Raw genomic sequence first — 18,792 nt, forward strand, 5'->3', positions numbered from 1 at the left:
ACGGACCTGCGAGTCAACTCCAACCCCCGCCCAGCCCAGACACGGCGCGGGATGCAACATGAAGCCCATTGGTCCGCGACTTGATGCCACTTCATATGCCAGCCGCGAATCAATCGGTTAGAATGCCCCCCCAATTCACCCCGATCCTTGAGGACCGCCATGTTCAGCCGTGATTTGACCATTGCCAAGTACGACGCCGAGCTCTTCGAAGCCATGCAGCAAGAAGCTCTGCGCCAGGAAGAGCATATCGAGCTGATCGCTTCGGAAAACTACACCAGCCCGGCAGTCATGGAGGCCCAGGGCTCGGTCCTGACCAACAAGTACGCCGAAGGCTACCCGGGCAAGCGCTACTACGGTGGTTGCGAGTACGTCGACGTCGTCGAACAGCTGGCCATCGACCGTGCCAAGGAACTGTTCGGCGCCGACTACGCCAACGTTCAGCCGCACGCCGGCTCCCAGGCCAACGCCGCCGTCTACCTGGCCCTGCTGTCGGCCGGTGACACCATCCTGGGCATGAGCCTGGCCCACGGCGGCCACCTGACCCACGGTGCTTCGGTAAGCTCCTCGGGCAAGCTGTACAACGCCATCCAGTACGGCATCGACAGCAACGGCCTGATCGACTACGACGAAGTCGAGCGCCTGGCTGTAGAGCACAAGCCGAAGATGATCGTTGCCGGCTTCTCGGCCTACTCGCAGGTGCTGGACTTCGCCCGCTTCCGCGCCATCGCCGACAAGGTCGGTGCCTACCTGTTCGTCGACATGGCCCACGTTGCCGGCCTGGTTGCCGCTGGCGTGTACCCGAACCCTGTTCCGTTCGCCGACGTGGTCACCACCACCACTCACAAGACCCTGCGCGGCCCGCGCGGCGGCCTGATCCTCGCTCGCAAGAACGAAGAGATCGAGAAGAAGCTGAACTCCGCCGTCTTCCCTGGCGCCCAGGGTGGCCCGCTGGAGCACGTCATCGCTGCCAAGGCCATCTGCTTCAAGGAAGCCCTGCAGCCTGAGTTCAAGGCTTACCAGCAGCAGGTAGTTAAAAACGCCCAGGCCATGGCCAGCGTGTTCATCGAGCGTGGTTTCGACGTGGTTTCCGGTGGCACCCAGAACCACCTGTTCCTGCTGTCGCTGATCAAGCAGGAAATCTCCGGTAAAGACGCTGACGCCGCCCTGGGCAAAGCCTTCATCACCGTCAACAAGAACTCGGTACCGAACGACCCACGTTCCCCGTTCGTCACCTCGGGCCTGCGTTTCGGCACCCCAGCCGTTACCACCCGTGGTTTCAAGGAAGCCGAGTGCCGCGAGCTGGCTGGCTGGATCTGCGACATCCTGGCTGACCTGAACAACGAAGCGGTGATCGATGCCGTGCGTGAGAAGGTCAAGGCGATCTGCAAGAAGCTGCCGGTTTACGGCAACTGATTGGCGATTGCCTGACAGGAAAAAGCCCGGCCTAGTGCCGGGCTTTTTCGTTTACCGCCGCTGCGCGGAACCGGTTCCGAATGGGTGCATTACCACGACAGGGATAACTTGCCGCTTCTTGTCCTCCTTCGGAGATACGCCATGACCGATCATAAATCACTGTCATTCACCGCATTCCTGCAGATAGCCGGCTGCCCACTCAATACACTCGACAGTATCTGCAAAGGCCCCATTATCCTCACAAGCCCCACCAATGGCCTTGGCCCCGGCCTCGATGGTAGCCGCGCTCTGGGCATGCTTGATTGCACGGATGAAGACTGGGAACTGGGCAAAGAGACTGGGCTGATCACTTTTGACAAAGGCCCCGACGCATTACCGCTGCTACTGTATTTTCGCCATTTCGATAACGGCTACAGGCTTTATGTGCGCAGCGGCAAACATTTTGGTGAAGGCATTTTCAGCAACGCCAACGGCTTGATAACGACTCAGCCCATAAAAGACCGTGATCCTGGCCTGTGGAAGTTGATCGATATCCAAAGTGGTCGGCCATTCGACCTTGCACGGTGCGAGGGTTCTGAGTTCGATGTCCAGATGGCAAGCGCCGAAGGGCACCCAGTCGAGGCCCATTTCCTTTATCCCGTCGGCGCCTTCCTGGCTTCTTATCCTGCCGCTCATCAAGGGGATGTGACCTTGATCATTCAGGAGCGGGAGGTGGACTGGTTGAGCGCAGGTTGAGAGGCCTGGGCAAGTAATTGAAGGCGCACCCTCAAGGGGCGAAGCGTATTAACCTGTGTCCCTTTCCACCAACGGACACAGGGCCTACCTTGACAAGAGAACAGCTCGAAACCCAGCAGATCCCGATCTACTTCGCCGCCGTGCTGGCCGCCGTCGCCTTCGGCGTGCTGACCAGCGATACTGCGCGCCATCTGGAAGTCCTGGTCACCCCCGCCATCGCCGTGCTGATGTACGCGATGTTCCTGCAGATCCCTTTCCTCGACCTGCGCCAAGGCCTGAGCAACCGGCGCTTCATCGCTGCCCTGCTGCTGGCCAACTTCGTCCTCGTGCCGCTACTGGTCTGGGCCGTCACCCGCGGGTTGGTCGAACACCCGGCAATCCTCATGGGTGCGCTGCTGGTGCTGCTGACGCCGTGCATCGACTATGTGGTGGTGTTCACTCACATCGGCAAAGGCGACGCCCGCCAGACCCTGGCCGCTACCCCCGTGCTGCTGTTGGTGCAACTGGCGCTGCTGCCGCTTTACCTGGCCCTGATGCTGGGTGACAGCAGTAACGTGGCCATTTCCGTCACCCCGTTCGTGGAAGCCTTCGTGCTGCTGATCGTGCTGCCGATGGTCCTTGCCGTGCTCACCAGCGCCGGCGCCCGTCGCTTGCGCACGGTCTCGACCTGGAACGACGCCTGGGCGTGGATGCCGGTACCGGCCATGGCCTTGGTGCTGGTGGTAGTGATCGCCTCGCAGATCGGCGTGGTGCTGCGTGATTTCGACCGCTTGCTGCCGGTGATTCCGGTGTACATCGGCTTCATGCTGCTGGCGCCCGCGCTGGGCTTATTATCGGCGAGGCTGCTGCGCTTGCCGGCCACCGAAGCACGCTCGGTAACCTTCAGCGCCGCCACGCGCAACTCGCTGGTCGTACTGCCGCTGGCGCTGGCGTTACCGGAGGACATGCGCGGTTTGGCGGCGGCAGCTGTGATTACACAAACATTGGTGGAGCTGGCAGGTGAACTGGTCTATATCAGGGCGGTACCCCGAGTCGTGCGCTGACCCGGGGCCTCGGTCACTCACGGTCAGGAGCGCTCAGGGCACACGGCAAACACCTGTACCTCGACCAGATAACCCTCTCCCAGGTCTGCGCCTACGCAAGCCCGTACTGGTTTCGGACAACCCTGCAACCAGGCGTCGTACACTTCATTGACCAGGTCGAAGTGGCTGTAGTCGGCAATCCATAACTGAACCCGGGTCAAATGTTCCTTGCCGACGTTGGCCTCAGCCATCAGCCCATCGATCGTACTCAACGCCTGGCGCAATTGCCCCTGCACATCCTGGCGCAGGTCGTCCGCGACCACGCCTGCCGTTTCGAACAGGCCCCTGTAGCTCACCGCCAGCGACATCCGTTCGCCTTGGCCATACCGTTCGATCATCAAGATTCCTCCTCTTAGCCCATCTGGTTGAGGCAGACGACTTTGGGCTGGGTCATGTCCTCGTAGGCGAACCGCACTCCCTCGCGCCCAAGGCTCCCATATTTGGAGCCACCGAATGGCATGGCATCGAAGCGGTAGTCGGACGAGTCGTTGATCATCACGCCGCCCGCCTCGATACGCCGCGCCAGGCTCAACGCCAAGGACAGATCGCGGGTAAACACACCGGCGTGCAAGCTGTACTCCGGGGCGTTGGCCAACGCAATCGCCTGCTCGATATCCTCGAAAGGCGCCAGCATCACCACCGGTGCGAATACCTCTTCACGCCACAGCCGGCAGCCATGGTCAACGCCTTCCAGCACCGTCGGCACATAGGTAGCCCCTTGCCGCTCATGGCCGCAGAGCAGGCGAGCACCGTCCTGAAGGGCCTGGTTCACGCGCTCTTCAATCTGCCGGGCCGAGCCTTCGGTGATCATCGGCCCCATGTCGGTTTCGCGCAGGCCAGGATCACCCACCACCATCGCCTGGGTCAAAGCAACGAAGCGCTGGCGGAACGCCTCATAGATCGAAGCGTGCACCAGGATGCGCTGGGTGCCGATGCAGTTCTGCCCGGCCGCCCAGAATGCGCCTGACACACAAGACTCGACAGTGGCCTCGAGGTCGCAGTCCTTCAGTACCAGCACCGGGGCGTTACCGCCCAGGTCCATGGCAAGTTTTTTCAGGCCCGCCCCGCGGGCAATCTGTTCACCCGTGGCGAAGCCGCCCGTGAAGGAAATCATCCGCACTTCACGCACGGCCACCAGAGCCCTGCCCAGTTCGGCACCGCCAGTGGCCACGGTGACGACAGCCTCCGGCAGCCCTGCATCAACCAGGTACTGCACCAGCTTCAAGGCAGACAGCGGGGCCAGCTCCGAAGGCTTCAGAATGACCGCATTGCCTCCGGCAATCGCTGGCCCCAGCTTGTGCGCCACCAGGTTGAGCGGGTCGTTGTAGGGGGTGATAGCCAGGATCAGCCCCAACGGCTCGCGGGTGAACCAGCCCTGGCGTGACTCGGAGCCTTCATAGGCATCGAAAGGCACCACCTCGCCGGCGTTGCGCCGCGCTTCCTCGGCAGACAGCTTGAGCGTGTTGATGCAGCGTTTCACCTCCTTCTCGGCCTGACGCAGGGTCTTGCCCGCTTCGTCGACAATCAGGCCGGCAAAATCCGCGGCGTCACGTTCGATCAGCCGGGCGGCCTGCTCCAGAATGCTGGCGCGACGGTGCCGGGGCAGCGCTGCACTTTCGCGCACGCCCTGGCGGGCACGGACAAGCAGACCTGGCACCGCATCGGCAGCAAGGTTGGCGACGCTGCCGACCAGGCTACCGTCGAAGGGGCTGTATACATCGATCAAGGCGGGTTGCTGGGCGGCTACCCGGGACACGGAAGTCAGGCTCATGAAGGTTGCTCCTCAGGCCGAGCGGCCAGCGTTGTGGATGGCGACGATATCCGACAGCAGGGCGAATGCCGTTTCGACACGCCCCGCACCCGGGCCAGACACGGTCACAGCGCCCAGCAATTCGGTGTTGAACGCAACCGCATTGGTGGCACCGGAAATACCCGCCAGGGGGTGGTTGCCGGGCAGCAGGCGCGCTTCGACGCTGGCACGCACCGAGCCATCGGTTTCACGGCTGGCACTGCCGATCAGTTTCCAGCGCTTGCCCGCCGCCTGCGCCTGCTGGATAGCCGCGCTGTCGAGGCTGCTGATGCCGCTGCAGGTGACATCGTTCACCTGCAAGCAAGCACCGAGCAGCTCGTTGGCGAGAATCACCACTTTCAGGCGCACGTCATGCCCCTCCACATCGGCGCTCGGGTCTGCCTCGGCGTAGCCAAGTGCTTGCGCCTGGGCCACCGCATCGGCAAAGCCAAGCCCCTCTTCCATACGCGTCAGCACATAGTTCGAAGTGCCGTTGAGGATGCCCTCGAACCCCACCAGGCCTGCGCCGGCCAGCGTCTGGCGCGCCATGCGCAGCACCGGTGTACCGCTCATCACAGCGCCTTCGTATTCGAACGACACGCCATTGGCCTTGGCCAAGGCCTTCAGCGCCTGGGCATGCAAGGCGATCGGCCCCTTGTTGGTAGTGACCACATGCTTGCCCGCTTCCAGCGCCCAGCGGCAGAAGGTTGCCGCCGGTTCACCGTCCTTGGGGTTGGTGAAGGTGGCCTCGGCGATGATGTCGGCACCGGACTGCTTGATCACCGACTCGTTGAACGCCTCTGCCGAACCCTGAGGGATCTGCGCCAGCGCGCCCTTCTGAGCGGGCAGAGCAGCCAGCGTGGCCGCGTCCAGGCCATTGCGGTCGATTGCCGAACCCAGGAACAGGTCGGTGACGCCAACGATCTTCAGGCCAAAGCCCAGCTCTTTCTGCCAGCGCGCATTGCGTTCAGCGATCAGTTGGGCAAGGGCGCGGTTCACGCCGCCAAAGCCAACGAGTGCGATCTTGTATTCGGTCATGGTTTGCTGTCCTTTCCAGGCGATTGGTCGATGAGGACAAGCCTAAGAGCCGGGCAATGCCAGTTGAATATGGCAATCCGCTGTATTTACTGGCCAATCTGACCAGTGCCCGATGCACGCCCGAGCGCCGCCAGAATGCACAACGCCGCCAGGGCGCAAGCCCGGGCGGCGTTGTTGTAGCGAGGGTTGCCAAACGCGAGTGCGCGGCTCAGATCACCGTGGCCAAAACGAACGATGTCACGGTGTTCTCGACCCCTGGCATGGCGGCAATCTCCTTCCATACATGGTGCACCCGTTCCGGGCTGGAAGCCTCGACGCGCAGCAGCAGGTCGAACTCGCCGCTGAGCACTTCACACTGGATCACCTCGGGGATCTGGCGCAACGCCTCGAGCACAGCTTCTCCGCGCATGCGGTCATAGCGGTAGACGAAGATGACCGCGTTGATCAACGAGGTCGGTCGTCGCCCCTCACCGATGCGCAAGGTGTAGCCCTGGATGGCCCCGTCACGCTCCAGGCGCTCGATGCGCTGGCGTACCGCATTACGCGACAGGTTCACCTTCAGCCCCAGCTCGGCATGGGCAATGCGTGCATTGGCGGTGAGCTCGGCGAGGATACGCTCGTCCAGGGGGTCGAGGATGCGCTTCATCGTCCTGCCTGCAACCTGGCCAGTAATTCATGAACCCCCGCCAGGTCGTCGGGTGCCAGCAACGGCCCGCCGCCTGCAGCATCCACGACACTGGCCGGTACTTCGCCATGCCAGGCCCCCAGCTCCGCCAGCAACCCGGCGGACTTTTCCGGGGCAAACTGCCCCAGCGTGACGATGGGCGCGCCAATGTTGCGCCGGTGCAGACGCCCGGCGAATGCCCCGGTGGCAGCGTGTGGGTCTACTGCGCTGCCGGTTTCGTGGAACAGCGTGACGATTTCTTCGCGGATCAGCGCGTCATCCACGGCATAAGAGTCGAACAGCATGCGCGCATGCAACCACTGGCGGTTGCCGATGCTCAACTCGCCACAATCCTCGAAGTGCTCCATCAGCGCCCGGGTCGCTTCGCCATCGCGGTCATACAGCTCCCAGACGAAGCGCTCCAGGTTGGAGAACAGCGAGAAGTCCATGACCGGCGACAAGGTCTGGCTGGTTGAGCCGCGGCTGTAGCGATTGCAGTGAATGAACCGGTGCAAGGCATCGTTGCGGTTGGTGGAGACAATGATCTGGTTGATCGGCAGGCCCATTTTCTGGGCAATGAACCCTGCGTAGATCTCGGCAAAACTGGCCGTGGGGATGCTGAAACCCACCGGCCGATTGCCCCCACCCAGCTGAAGCGCCGCGTGGAAATAGAACACGATCTGCGCCAGCACGCCGACCCAGTTGGTCGAGTTGAAGCTCACGGGTATCAGCCCGGGGCATGGCCATGCACGCAGCAACGCCGACACCAGCGACTGGCAGTCATCGAAGCTGCCGTCCACGGCCACGCAGCTGACGCTGTCGGAAGCGGCACTGCGCATCACCGCCGCCCGGTCGGCCGGTGTCCCTGCACTGGGGTACAGCGCCAGCAAGCGTGCCGTAGGGCAATGCCGCAAGGCTTCGATAGCGGCCACCGCCGTATCGCCGTTGCTGGCACCGACCAGCATGACCCGTTCGCAATCGGCCCCCAGGAAATGGCGGATGAGCCGCGCCTGCAACTGCGCGGCGAAATCCTTGGAGGACCGGGTGGGCCCGTGAAACAGCTGCAGGATCCATTCGTTGTGGCCAATCTGCTGCAACGGCGCGATGCCACGGTGCTTGAAGCCGCGATAGCTGTCGCTGACCAGCGCCCTCAGGGTCGGCTCGTCGAGCGTGTCGCCGACAAACGGTGCCATCACCCGCCAGGCCAGTTCGTCGAACGGCAACCACGACCAGCTGGCAATCTCTTGCTGGCTGAAGGTCGGCACCGCGGCAGGCACGTATAGCCCGCCATCGTCGGCCAGCCCGGAAAGCAGCGCCGTGCGAAAATCAACCCGTATCTCGTTGCCGCGCGTGGATGTGTACTGCATCGGTGCTCCAGGTAACTATTTGATTAACGGTGGGCCATCGCCACCAACCAGTGGCTGAAGGCCTGGGCATCCGTGGACAATGCCTCACCCAGGCCACGTACCAGGTAAAACGACTCGCTCGCCTCGATGCGCTGGGCAAAAGGCGCCACCAGCCGCCCCTCCTGCAGCAAGTCCTCCACCAGCGACGAGCGCGCCAGCGCCACCCCAAGCCCCAGTTCCGCCATGCGCAAGGTCGCCACCAGGGTGTCGAACTGCAGGCCGCTGGAGGAGTCGACCTGATCGGCGCCAACCCGCTCCAGCCAATAACCCCACCCCTCCTCGTAACCCAGCACATGCAGCAACGGGACGCGGGCCAGGTCGCGCGGCTCGCGTAGCGGGGAGCCGGCAATCAGCGCAGGCGAGCAGACCGGCACCAGCACGTCGCGGGTCAGGCGCTGCGCTTCCACTCCCGCCCACTGGCCGCTGCCCCAGCGGATTTCCAGGTCATCCTCGGCATCCAGTTCCTTGACCCACAGGTTGCTGATGTAGCGGATGTCCACCTGCGGGTGCGAACGGCGAAAATCGGCCAGTCGGGGTGCCAGCCAGAAGTGCAGGAACGACAGGCTGCCGCGCACTTTCAGGGGCCGACGCTGGCGTTGCCCGAAAATTTCATTGGTGCCTACCGCCAGCCGGCTTATCGCATCCTGCACCACCGGCAGGTAGGACTGGCCCTCTTCAGTCAACCCCAGCCCCCGGGGCAGGCGCTTGAACAGCGCCACCCCCAACTGGCTCTCCAGGTGGCGGATCTGCTGGCTCACGGCCCCCTGGGTGAGGTGCAGTTCCTCGGCTGCATGGGTAAAGTTCAGGTAACGCGCCGACACTTCGAAGGCTCTGAGCCAGTTCAAGGGGGGCAGGGTTTTCTGGGTCATCGGCGGTTTCTCGTGGCAACGTTCCGGAGGCCTAGTATCACCCTGCTCTGGCGGCCTCGGAACCTGGCGCGACGACTTCCAGCGGGCCTGCTTGGCGGCGGCGGAACTTGCACGTCAGCCAATAGGCCAGGTAGCACCAGGCAATGAAGGGCAAGCCGAAGTACAGGGCAACGCGCTGGGCGGGGTCGAAGGCAATGCCGACGCAGGCCAGCACGCAGCAGAAGATGGCGGCCAGCGGGACGAACGGGTAGCCGCGCACCCTGAACTTCAGCTCTTCGAGCTTGCCGCCATTGGCGATGTAATGGCGACGGAAAGCCATCTGGCTGGCCGCGATGCTGATCCACACCACCACCACCGCCAATCCGGAAATGGACACCAGCGCCAGGTAGATGGTGTCGGGGGCAAACACACTGCTGAGCAGCGAAGCCATGCCACCCGCCATGCTCAGGACGATGGCATTGAACGGCGTGCCACGACGCGACAGTGCCGCATACCGGCGGGGCATGTTGCCTTGGTCGCTGAGGGTCCACAGCATGCGCGCCGCAGCATAAAGCCCGGAGTTGGCCGCCGACAGCAGCGCAGTGATGATGACGAAGTTCATGATGTCCGCTGCATAGGGGATACCGATCATGGCAAAGACCATCACGAACGGGCTTTCAACCACACCGGCCTGTTCACGCGGCAACAAGGTAGCCAATACAAAGATGGTGCCGACGAAGAACAGCGCCAGGCGCAGGACCGTGGTGCGGATGGCCTTGGGTACGTTCTTTTCCGGGTCACGGGTTTCGCCGGCGGCGATGCCGATCAACTCGGTGCCCGAGAACGCGAAGGCCACCGCCAGCAGGGTCATGGCGATCGACCAGAAGCCCGTAGGGAACAGCCCTTCGCGGGTGAAGTTGCCCAGCCCGACGCTGTGCGCCTGGGTAATTTCGAAAACGCCCAGGATCGCGCCGCCGCCCACCACCAGGAAGGCAATCACCGCCAGCACCTTGATCAGTGACAGCCAGAATTCGGTTTCGGCAAACGACCGCACCGAAATGATATTGCTGATGAACACCGCAAACCCGAACAGCGCACTCCATATCCACACCGGTGTATCGGGGAACCAGCGCACCATCAGGATGCCGGCGGCGGTGAATTCCGAGCCGATGGCCACGGTCCAGGTCAGCCAGTACATCCAGGCCACCATGTAGCCTGTACCCGGCCCGAGGTACCGCGTGGCGTAACTGCTGAACGAGCCGACTTCCGGCATGTGTACCGCCAGTTCGCCCAGGCACATCATCACCAGGTAGACCATGATGGCGCCGAGCACATAGGCAATGACCGCCCCCAGCGGGCCCGCCTGGTTGACGGTATAGCCCGACGTCAGGAACAGGCCGGTACCGATGACACCGCCCAGCGCCAGCATGACGATATGGCGGGTTTGCATATCCTGCTTGAAGCTGTGCGCCGAAGCATTTCTCGTTGTCGTTGTCTGCAGGGACATAGTGGTTTACTCATGAAAGTTGGCGGGCAAGGACGTTGCAACGACCTCGTCTTGGCAGAGCGAAGCGAATTGCCTTGCATATTGTTTTTGTTCGACTTCATGAAGTGGCACCCACTGCAAGGAGCGGGTGCTACGCGCCGGCCTCAGGCCTGTGCTTCGGCCAGGCAGGCGTCTTCGTCACCGTGCAGTTCCTTTGCTGCGGCCATCTCCTGACGCACCGATGCACAGGCCTGTGCCAGGTCTGCCAGCAGGTCCTCGGTGTCCTCGATGCCCACCGAAATGCGCACCAGCCCTTCGGAAATGCCAAGGGCCAGCCGTTCTTCGAGGGTGTTTTCCACATGGCTGGTGGTGCGCGCCGGGCCGTAGATGGTTTCTACCGCGCCCAGATTGCCCGCCCGATGGGCGTACTTCAGGCGCGGCAGCAGTCGCGCCACGGTGGGCATGCCGCCCTTGAGCACGAAGCTGACGATGGCGCCGAAGCCACGCATCTGCGCCTTGGCGATCGCATGGCCGGCGTGCTGGGGCAACCCGGGGTAGTTGACCGCTTCGACCAGCGGTTCGGTGGTCAGGTAATGCGCCAGGGCCTGGGCGCTGGCCTGCTGCTGACGCACACGCAGGGCCAGGGTCTTGATACCGCGGATGATCAGGTAGGCGGAAAACGGGTCCAGCGCCGCACCGTTGATCTCGCGGTAGTGGCGTACCTGCGCCATCAACGGCTCGGCACCGCACACCACCCCGCCCAGCACGTCACCGTGCCCGGACAGGAACTTGGTCGCGCTATGCACTACCACGTCCACGCCCAGAGCCAGCGGGTTCTGGTTCAGCGGGGTAGCGAAGGTGTTGTCGGCCACTACCACGGCGCCGGCCTGCCGGGCGGCAGCGCTCAGGCGCTGGATGTCCAGTACCTTAAGGGTGGGGTTGGTTGGGGTTTCCAGATACAGCAGGTCGCAACCTGCGGCGATCTCGCGCTCCAGCGCCTCGGTGTCGAGGGTGTCACACAGGCAGACCTGCACGCCCATGCGCGGCAGGAACTCTTCGAAAATCTTGTTGGTGCCGCCGTAACTGTCGCGGGTCGATACCACTCGCTTGCCGCTTGAGAGGAACGTGTGCAGCACGGCACTGATGGCAGCCATGCCGCTGCTGAATGCCACCGCCGACTCGGACTGCTCCAGCTCGCACAGCTTCGCTTCCAGCGTGGCGACTGTCGGGTTGCTCATGCGGCTGTAGATGTAGCCCGGCAACTTGCCCTGCGCCACGTCGTACCAGGCATCGATGTCGTTGTAGCCGTAGGCGGCACTGACCACGATCGGGGTCTGGGTAGCGTTGTACGGGTGCTGGACCTGTTCCCCGCTCCACACCACTCGCGTACCGATACCGGCCGCTGCATTGCCCTCGATTTTTTCGTTGTTGTTCATATCCGGTTCCCGCACCGCTGAGTTGTGTACACCGATTCGGCATCGGCTTTCAGCGGACTATAGGGGCATGGCGGGGGGACTGAAAAACGATGGAATCCGGGTCTGAGTAACGTTTTTTTTAATGGCTGGATGCCGAGCGGGCGCGGAAGCCGCCCGGCACCCTGCCGGCTTCACGCCAGGTTGCGTTTCAGCTCGGCAATATGCTCCGGGCCGATGCCACAGCAGCCGCCGATCATGCTGGCACCCCGCGCGCGCCAGTCGTTGGCCCATGCCAGGTAACCCGGCGGGTCCAGGTCTTCGCGCAACTCATCCAGGCCGTCGTTGGCGGTGGCTTCCTTCGGTTGCGGCGGGAAGGCGTTGGCATAGGCGCCGATGGCGATGTCGGCGTTATGTCGCTCGATGACCGAGCGCGCTACCTCCAGTGCAGCGCCAATGACCTCGGGCTGGCTGCAGTTGAACAGCACGGCCGCCGCCCCCAGACCCACCACGGCTTCGATGGCATCGGCCACCGGCTCGCCGGAACGCAGGCGTGGCACCTCGTCGACCTCTTCGTCCTGCAAGGTGAACGACACCCAGAACGGCCTGCCATCTGCCGGCAAGTGGCCGTGGATGGCCCGCACCTCGGCAACCGAGCTCTGGGTTTCCGCCAGCCACAGGTCAACATGCGGGGCCAGGCCCTGCAGCAACGGGGTCAGCACCTCCTCGACGCGCTCGGGCTGGAACAGGTCCGGACGATACGAGCCGAACAGCGGCGGCAGCGAGCCTGCCACCCTGACCGGGTGCGCACCGGCATCGGCGGCATGCCGCGCCAGCTGGCCGGCGATATTGGCCAGTTGTCGCCCTTCCTTGGCAAAACGCTCTTCGCCGATGTGGAACGGCACTACCGCATAGCTGTTGCTGGTAATGACCTGGGCACCGGCAGCGATAAACGCTGCGTGCACGCCAACCACCGCTTCCGGCGCCTCGCTCAGCGCCAGCGCCGACCACTCGGGCTGACGAAACGGCGCCCCGCTGCGCTGCAGCTCACGGCCCATGCCACCGTCGAGAATTACCATCGCTCGCTGTTTCATATAACTACTCTAAAGGTACTTATGAATAAAATTCATTATGTGGGTGACACTTATAACTATTAAATACAGCTTTCTATAATTGGCCAACATTTCAGGTATGTCCATGCGATTTTCTACTGTGCTCGGTGCGGGCCTTGTGCTGCTCGCAACTGCTTCCCAGGCCTTTGCCGGTGCCACGCTGGAGCGGGTTGAATCGCGCAAGGAACTGGTCAACGTCCTGATGGAAAGCTACCCGCCGTTTTCCTTCCTCAATAACCAGAACCAGCTGGACGGTTTCGACGTGGATGTGGCCAAGGCCGTGGCGGACAAGCTGGGCGTCAAGCTGCGCCTGGAAACCCCTTCGTGGGACGTGATCGCCGCTGGCCGCTGGAGCGGCCGCTACGACATCTGCATCTGCTCGATGACCCCGAGCAAGGCCCGCGCCGAAGTGTTCGACTTCCCGGTGGAGTACTACGCATCGCCTGCGGTGATAGTGGTCAACGCCAAGGATGAACGCATCCATGGCGCCAAGGACCTGGAAGGCCGCAAGGTGGGTTTGACCAGTGCCTCGAGCTACGAGAGCTACCTGAACAAGAACCTGGTGATCGAAGGCAACGAAGACAAGAAGCTCGAATACCCCTTCGACTTCGTGCAGATCGCGCCTTACGACACCGACAACGTTGCCTTCCAGGACCTGGGCCTGGGCGCCGGCGTACGCCTGGATGCCATCCTTACCAACCTGGTGACCGCGCAGCCGCGCCTGGACCAGGACAAACGCTTCAAGCTGGCCGGCGCCCCGCTGTATGAAGAGCCGAACTCGGTGGCCATCGAGAAAGGCGACCCTGAGTGGGATGCCAAGGTGCGCCAGGTGTTTGCCGAGTTGAAGGCCGATGGCACCCTGGCCAAGCTGTCGCAGAAATGGATTGGCGCCGATATCAGCAAATGAGCACCTTCCCATCGTCCCCCAAGCCCGTGGTCAAGCCCACGGGCGCCGGCCTGTTCGGCTTTCGCACCCGGCTGCTGCTGACCTGGCTGGCGCTGTTCGGCCTGTTCGTCGCGTTTTTCCTCAGCTTCGACCTGAAGTTCTCGATCATCCTGGAGAAGTTTCCCAACCTCGCCGGTTTCAAGCTGGGGCCCAACGGCTTTCTGCAAGGCGCGGCGCTGACCCTGTTCCTGTGCCTGTGCTCGATGCTGGTATCGGTGCTGTTCGGCTTTGCCGCCGCCCTGGCGCGGTTGTCGAACAGCGCGGTGCTGGTGGGTGTCGCCAGCTTCTACACCTCGTTCTTCCGCGGCACGCCGCTGCTGATCCAGATTCTGCTGATCTACCTGGGGCTGCCGCAACTGGGCCTGGTACCGGGCGCCATCAGCGCCGGTATCATCGCCTTGTCGCTGAACTATGGGGCCTACCTGAGCGAAATCTTCCGGGCCGGCATTCTCGGCGTCGCGCGCGGGCAGCGTGAAGCAGCGCTGGCGCTGGGCATGCGCACGCCGCAGATTTTCTGGCATATCGTCCTGCCCCAGGCCATGCGGGTGATCATTCCACCTACCGCCAACCAGTTCATCTCGATGCTGAAGGACTCATCGCTGATATCGGTGATGGGGGTGTGGGAGGTGATGTTCCTGGCGCAGTCGTACGGGCGGTCGAGCTATCGGTACCTGGAGATGCTGACCACGGCGGCGGTGATCTACTGGGTGCTGTCGATATTGCTGGAGCTGGTGCAGGCGAGGCTGGAGCGGCATTTTGGCAAGGCTTATCTGCGCTAGGGGCCAGGCTGGGTTGGCTGGGACACTGTGGGAGCGGCTTTAGCCGCGAACACCGGCGCAGCCGGTGCCATGCACCGCGTTGAGTTCTTCGCGGCTAAAGCCACTCCCACTGCGTTACAGCGCCTTCATTTCAGCAATATCCCGCGCCACCTGATCAGCCGATTGGTCGAACATCGCCTGCTCCTGCGCATCCAGCGGCAACTCGATTACCCGCGCCAGCCCCTCTTCTGCCAGTACGCAGGGCACACCCATGGCAATATCCGTGCGCCCGTATTCGCCCTGCAGAATCGCCACCGCCGGCAAGATGCGGTTTCGCCCGTTGGCGATCGCATCGACCATCTGCGCAATCGCCACCCCCGGCGCATCACAGGCGCTGCCCAGTTTCTTCAGCCCCAATATCTCGCCACCACCCTTGCGCGTGCGCTCCACGATCTGCTCGATCTGCTCACTGGACAGGAAGTGTGACAGCGGCACCGAACCGATCTGGCAGTAGCGCATCAGCGGCACCATGCTGTCGCCATGCCCGCCCAGTACCAGCGCCGTGATATCCCGGGCGGAAAACCCGGTCTGCTCGGCGATGAAGCACTTCATGCGTGCGGTATCCAGCACGCCCGCCTGGCCGAAAACCTTATTGCGCCCCTGCCCGCTCAGGCTCCAGGCGCGATAGGTGAGCACGTCGACCGGGTTGGACACCACCAGCACGGTCGCGGTGGGTGCATGCTGCTTGATGTCGGCCATGATGCCGTCGAGGATGGGCAGGTTGATACTCAGTACATCCTGCCGCGACTGCCCAGGCTTGCGCGGCACCCCTGCGGTGATGACCACCAGCTCGGAGCCCTGCAGCATTTCAGCCTTGGCCCCGCCGTAAACCCGGGTATCGGACCCCGACTCGACTGCCGCCTGCCACACGTCCAGCGCCTTGCCTTGTGCCATCTCGCCCTGCACATCCATCAACACCAGCTCACGGCACAATTCTTCCCGAGCGATGATCTGCGCCGCCGCCTCGCCGACCATGCCGGCACCCACGATTGTCAGTTTGTTCACGTGACACCTCCCAGCGGCGCGCGCCACCAGGAACACGCCTGCAATACACAGAAGTATTGCCTGCTGAGGCGAAAAGGCCACACAAAGGCAAATGCAAGCGGTACGCGTACCCTGTGGGAGCGGCTTTAGCCGCGAAGAATGCAACGCGTTGCCTGGCAACGGCTGCGCCGGTGTTCGCGGCTAAAGCCGCTTCCACAGAGTCCCCGCTAATTCAACCGACCCTGTCCTTGCACGGCGATTTCCCATCTGGCAAGGTTGCCATCAGAACGCCCACCGATTGACCAGCGGTGCGCCACATCAAAGGAAACCGGACCTGTCGCTGCAACCCTCCGTACGACGCGATCTGCTGATTCTGTGGCTTTCCATTGCCGCCGTTGCGCTGGTGCTGGGATGGCTGCTGCTGGTCATCAGCCGCCAAGGCGCCGGCCCGCAGATTGCGCAGGCGCGCCAACTCACCTCGACCAGTTGCCAGGCGCTGCAGGCAGGTGCAGCACGCGTTCGCGAGCAACTCCCGTCTGCGGCAGATCAACCCTATCTCATGACCCCAGCCGCAGCGCAGGCAGTGCTTGATCTGGCACTGCGCGACCAGCCGGGCATGGAGGGCGGCTTCTGGCGAGCGGATGCGGGCGTGGTGGCCTACGCGTTCCCAACCTACGACGGCACGGGAATCAAGCGCGATCCGCCGAGTGCCGAGTTGGAGCGCATTGCCTCCACGGCCCAACGCGCGCAGGATTCCGCAAGCCTCGTGGCAGACGTGCGACCGGGTTTACGCGAAGCCGTGGCTTTTGCCGCATGCCCTGTGGAGGCCGCTGACCGGCACCTGATCGCCTGGACCCTGATGCGCGTGCCGCTTTTGGCCACAGAAACAGTCAACACCTTGATCCTCGCGGTGAGCCTGCTGCTGGCGCTGGTCGTGGTCTCCGGCGCATGGCTGGGCAGGATGATTTCGCGTTGGCAGCGCCAGTCGGCGCATTTGCGAAAGCAACTGGCCCAGTCCGAGCGCCTGGCCACGCTGGGGCGCGTTTCCGCCGGGCTCGCGCACGAAATCCGCAACCCATTGGGCACGATGCGCATGAAGGTGGAAAACGCGATGGCTGCCCCGGCCGACCGGCGCGAAGCACGTGTGGCTGGCGCCCTGGAAGCCGTACTGTCGCAAACGGCACGCCTGGAGACGCTGGTGTCGAGCCTGTTGGCATTGACGCAACCGTTCCACGCCGAGCGCCAGGCGGTTGACCTGCTGGCATGGCTGGAGGAGCGGCGCAATGCACACGCCGAAGCAGCGCAAAAGAAAGGCGTACGAATCACTCTGGCGGTTGAACCGGGGCTGACCGCCAGCGCGAAGGAAGTTGCGCTGTTCGACCCAGCACAAATGGCGCGGGTCTTTGACAACCTGCTGCTCAATGCGCTGGCGCACACGGGAGAACACGGTGAAATCGAACTCGGTGCGCATCGCACGCGCCGTGGCGCATTGCTGTTGTGGGTGGCGGACGACGGCTGCGGCATTCCGGCCGACTTGCGCGATACACTGTTCGAACCGTTCGCCACCAACCGCGCTGGAGGTACCGGCCTGGGACTGGCGCTGGTGCGCGAGATCGTGCAGGGGCACGGCGGGCGGGTCGGTCTCGCCAAGTCGACCAAGGGAACGCGTATAGAAATGGAGCTACCGTGGCCCGAATCCTGATCGTCGACGATGACGCCGCGTTCCGCGACAGCCTTGCAGAAATGCTGCAGGACCTGGGGTATGCGGTGCTGCAGGCTGAAACCACCGATGCAGGCCTGCACCGACTGCGCACCGAGGCCGTGGATGCGGCCATCGTCGATCTGCGCCTGCCGGGCGAGGATGGCCTGGTGTTCCTGCGCCGCGCGGCGCGCATCTCGCCGGTGCCCTGCATCATGCTCACCGCCTATGCGAGCGGCGGCAACACCATCGAGGCGATGAGCCTGGGCGCGTTCGACCATCTGACCAAGCCCGTGACCAGGGCCGCCCTGCTCGAAACGCTCGAACGGGCCCTGCGGCGAGCAGTCCACACCCCAGACAGGCCCCAGGCGGCCGGGGCCTCAGCTGCCGCAAGAGAACCCGTGGATGAAACCGAACTGGTCAGCAGCAGCGAGGCCATGCGCCAGGTCTTCAAGCGCATCGGGCTGGCCGCGAACTCCGATGCCACCGCCTTGATTCTCGGCGAGACGGGCACCGGCAAGGAACTGGTGGCGCGCGCCCTGCATCGCAACAGCGGCAGAGCCAGCGGCCCATTCGTTGCAGTGAACTGCGCCGCGATCCCGGCCGACCTGATGGAAAGCGAGCTGTTCGGGCATGTCAAAGGCGCGTTCACCGGTGCCGTCAATGACCGCACCGGGCGCTTTCGTGAGGCCGATGGCGGCACCCTGTTCCTCGACGAAATAGGCGATATGCCGCTGGCCACCCAGGCGAAGATCCTACGGGTGCTGCAGGAACGCGAGATCACCCCCGTGGGCGCCAACCGTGTCCAGCCGGTGAACGTGCGCATCATCGTGGCCACCCACCGAGACCTGCCCAGCGCGGTCAAAGAGGGGCGCTTCCGCGAAGACTTGTGGTACCGCCTGCAGGTAGTGCCCCTTTGGCTGCCGCCGCTGCGGGAGCGCCTGGGCGACGTGCTGCTGCTGGCCGAACACTTTCTGCGCCTGCAGGGCGGCGACTCGCCGAAGCGCTTGAGCGCAGCAGCAGCCCGGTTACTGCTGGCCCATCCCTGGCCCGGCAACGTGCGCGAGTTGCGCAATGCCATGGAACGCGCGGCCATCCTCAGCCACGGCCCGGTCATCGATGTCGAACACATCGGGTTGCAGCCGGCGGCTGCGCTCACCCCGGGCCTGGACATCGACTGGGAAGGCCCCATGGCACAGGCCGTTGCCCGCCTGGAGCGCGAGATGATCGTGCGCGCCCTGGCTGCGACGGCTGGCAACCGCACAGAGGCGGCGCGGCGTCTCGGCCTGTCTCGCCAGCAGCTCTATCGCAAGCTGGCCGAGTTCAATCTGGACTGACCCCTTCGCACGCAAACCGGTGT

At 63.6% G+C, this 18,792-nt stretch carries 17 protein-coding genes; 7 read left to right on the forward strand and 10 right to left on the reverse strand.

The annotated features are described in order from the left end of the window. Positions 1–159: 159 nt before the first annotated feature. From glyA to CAF92_RS19945, 3 genes are all read left to right on the forward strand, one after another. Positions 160–1,413 carry a serine hydroxymethyltransferase gene (gene glyA / locus CAF92_RS19935; RefSeq protein ID WP_003256308.1) on the forward strand — a complete coding sequence of 418 codons (1,254 nt, stop codon included), beginning with the start codon at positions 160–162 and terminating at the stop codon, positions 1,411–1,413. A 141-nt stretch (positions 1,414–1,554) separates the two neighbouring features. Next, positions 1,555–2,148, forward strand: coding sequence for a hypothetical protein (locus CAF92_RS19940; protein ID WP_085601704.1), 594 nt, complete (start codon positions 1,555–1,557; stop codon positions 2,146–2,148). Between the two features lie 89 nt (positions 2,149–2,237). Continuing rightward, positions 2,238–3,191, forward strand: a complete 954-nt coding sequence (locus CAF92_RS19945) for an arsenic resistance protein (protein ID WP_085601705.1) — start codon at positions 2,238–2,240, stop codon at positions 3,189–3,191. 23 nt (positions 3,192–3,214) lie between these two features. Here CAF92_RS19945 and CAF92_RS19950 read toward each other — a convergent pair whose 3' ends face one another. The 9 genes from CAF92_RS19950 to CAF92_RS19990 form a co-directional block, all read right to left on the reverse strand. After that, a complete protein-coding gene (locus tag CAF92_RS19950) occupies positions 3,215–3,538 on the reverse strand; it encodes a RidA family protein (RefSeq protein ID WP_052970534.1) in 324 nt (107 codons plus the stop codon). A 44-nt stretch (positions 3,539–3,582) separates the two neighbouring features. Then, on the reverse strand, positions 3,583–5,001 hold the full coding sequence (locus tag CAF92_RS19955) for an aldehyde dehydrogenase family protein (protein WP_085601706.1): 1,419 nt from the start codon (positions 4,999–5,001) through the stop codon (positions 3,583–3,585). Between the two features lie 12 nt (positions 5,002–5,013). After that, on the reverse strand, positions 5,014–6,057 hold the full coding sequence (locus CAF92_RS19960; RefSeq protein ID WP_046616170.1) for a homoserine dehydrogenase: 1,044 nt from the start codon (positions 6,055–6,057) through the stop codon (positions 5,014–5,016). A gap of 208 nt (positions 6,058–6,265) precedes the next feature. After that, positions 6,266–6,703 (reverse strand): Lrp/AsnC family transcriptional regulator, encoded by a 438-nt coding sequence (locus CAF92_RS19965; RefSeq protein WP_046616171.1) that lies wholly within the window; start codon positions 6,701–6,703, stop codon positions 6,266–6,268. Continuing rightward, complete coding sequence (locus CAF92_RS19970; protein WP_085601707.1) at positions 6,700–8,088, reverse strand: threonine synthase; 1,389 nt, start codon at positions 8,086–8,088, stop codon at positions 6,700–6,702. The genes CAF92_RS19965 and CAF92_RS19970 overlap by 4 nt, the downstream gene beginning before the upstream one ends. A 23-nt stretch (positions 8,089–8,111) precedes the next feature. Further along, positions 8,112–8,996, reverse strand: a complete 885-nt coding sequence (locus tag CAF92_RS19975; protein ID WP_063911173.1) for a LysR substrate-binding domain-containing protein — start codon at positions 8,994–8,996, stop codon at positions 8,112–8,114. Positions 8,997–9,033: 37 nt separating this feature from the next. Next, positions 9,034–10,482, reverse strand: coding sequence for an amino acid permease (locus CAF92_RS19980; RefSeq protein ID WP_085601708.1), 1,449 nt, complete (start codon positions 10,480–10,482; stop codon positions 9,034–9,036). A 143-nt stretch (positions 10,483–10,625) separates the two neighbouring features. Continuing rightward, a complete protein-coding gene (locus CAF92_RS19985) occupies positions 10,626–11,897 on the reverse strand; it encodes a cystathionine gamma-synthase family protein (RefSeq protein WP_085601709.1) in 1,272 nt (423 codons plus the stop codon). Positions 11,898–12,067: 170 nt separating this feature from the next. Further along, on the reverse strand, positions 12,068–12,952 hold the full coding sequence (locus tag CAF92_RS19990; protein ID WP_178081814.1) for a homocysteine S-methyltransferase family protein: 885 nt from the start codon (positions 12,950–12,952) through the stop codon (positions 12,068–12,070). A gap of 118 nt (positions 12,953–13,070) precedes the next feature. Here CAF92_RS19990 and CAF92_RS19995 point away from each other — a divergent pair, with 118 nt between their 5' ends. Next, positions 13,071–13,892, forward strand: a complete 822-nt coding sequence (locus CAF92_RS19995; RefSeq protein ID WP_085601711.1) for an ABC transporter substrate-binding protein — start codon at positions 13,071–13,073, stop codon at positions 13,890–13,892. Next, complete coding sequence (locus CAF92_RS20000) at positions 13,889–14,710, forward strand: amino acid ABC transporter permease (RefSeq protein ID WP_046616178.1); 822 nt, start codon at positions 13,889–13,891, stop codon at positions 14,708–14,710. The genes CAF92_RS19995 and CAF92_RS20000 overlap by 4 nt, the downstream gene beginning before the upstream one ends. A gap of 114 nt (positions 14,711–14,824) precedes the next feature. On the opposite strand, the gene CAF92_RS20005 is transcribed toward CAF92_RS20000, so the two are convergent. Then, positions 14,825–15,754, reverse strand: a complete 930-nt coding sequence (locus CAF92_RS20005) for a malate dehydrogenase (protein WP_085601712.1) — start codon at positions 15,752–15,754, stop codon at positions 14,825–14,827. Between the two features lie 277 nt (positions 15,755–16,031). Here CAF92_RS20005 and CAF92_RS20010 point away from each other — a divergent pair, with 277 nt between their 5' ends. Both CAF92_RS20010 and CAF92_RS20015 read left to right on the forward strand, forming a co-directional pair. Further along, positions 16,032–17,435: a PAS domain-containing sensor histidine kinase gene (locus CAF92_RS20010; RefSeq protein WP_256573774.1), complete on the forward strand. Its 1,404-nt coding sequence runs from the start codon at positions 16,032–16,034 to the stop codon at positions 17,433–17,435. Further along, complete coding sequence (locus CAF92_RS20015; protein ID WP_085601713.1) at positions 17,420–18,769, forward strand: sigma-54 dependent transcriptional regulator; 1,350 nt, start codon at positions 17,420–17,422, stop codon at positions 18,767–18,769. Before CAF92_RS20010 ends, CAF92_RS20015 begins: the two co-directional genes overlap by 16 nt. Positions 18,770–18,792: the final 23 nt, after the last annotated feature.

The organism is Pseudomonas sp. B10(2017) (assembly GCF_002113295.1).
Taxonomy (GTDB): Bacteria; Pseudomonadota; Gammaproteobacteria; order Pseudomonadales; family Pseudomonadaceae; genus Aquipseudomonas; species Aquipseudomonas pudica.

What these genes read in the sequence shown, in the direction of transcription:
- glyA (WP_003256308.1), top strand. Translation starts at nt 160, where the DNA reads ATGTTCAGCCGTGATTTGACCATTGCCAAGTACGACGCCGAGCTCTTC.
- CAF92_RS19940 (WP_085601704.1), top strand. Translation starts at nt 1,555, where the DNA reads ATGACCGATCATAAATCACTGTCATTCACCGCATTCCTGCAGATAGCC.
- CAF92_RS19950 (WP_052970534.1), bottom strand. Translation starts at nt 3,538, where the DNA reads ATGTCGCTGGCGGTGAGCTACAGGGGCCTGTTCGAAACGGCAGGCGTG.
- CAF92_RS19955 (WP_085601706.1), bottom strand. Translation starts at nt 5,001, where the DNA reads ATGAGCCTGACTTCCGTGTCCCGGGTAGCCGCCCAGCAACCCGCCTTG.
- CAF92_RS19960 (WP_046616170.1), bottom strand. Translation starts at nt 6,057, where the DNA reads ATGACCGAATACAAGATCGCACTCGTTGGCTTTGGCGGCGTGAACCGC.
- CAF92_RS19965 (WP_046616171.1), bottom strand. Translation starts at nt 6,703, where the DNA reads ATGAAGCGCATCCTCGACCCCCTGGACGAGCGTATCCTCGCCGAGCTC.
- CAF92_RS19970 (WP_085601707.1), bottom strand. Translation starts at nt 8,088, where the DNA reads ATGCAGTACACATCCACGCGCGGCAACGAGATACGGGTTGATTTTCGC.
- CAF92_RS19975 (WP_063911173.1), bottom strand. Translation starts at nt 8,996, where the DNA reads ATGACCCAGAAAACCCTGCCCCCCTTGAACTGGCTCAGAGCCTTCGAA.
- CAF92_RS19980 (WP_085601708.1), bottom strand. Translation starts at nt 10,482, where the DNA reads ATGTCCCTGCAGACAACGACAACGAGAAATGCTTCGGCGCACAGCTTC.
- CAF92_RS19985 (WP_085601709.1), bottom strand. Translation starts at nt 11,897, where the DNA reads ATGAACAACAACGAAAAAATCGAGGGCAATGCAGCGGCCGGTATCGGT.
- CAF92_RS19990 (WP_178081814.1), bottom strand. Translation starts at nt 12,952, where the DNA reads ATGGTAATTCTCGACGGTGGCATGGGCCGTGAGCTGCAGCGCAGCGGG.
- CAF92_RS19995 (WP_085601711.1), top strand. Translation starts at nt 13,071, where the DNA reads ATGCGATTTTCTACTGTGCTCGGTGCGGGCCTTGTGCTGCTCGCAACT.
- CAF92_RS20000 (WP_046616178.1), top strand. Translation starts at nt 13,889, where the DNA reads ATGAGCACCTTCCCATCGTCCCCCAAGCCCGTGGTCAAGCCCACGGGC.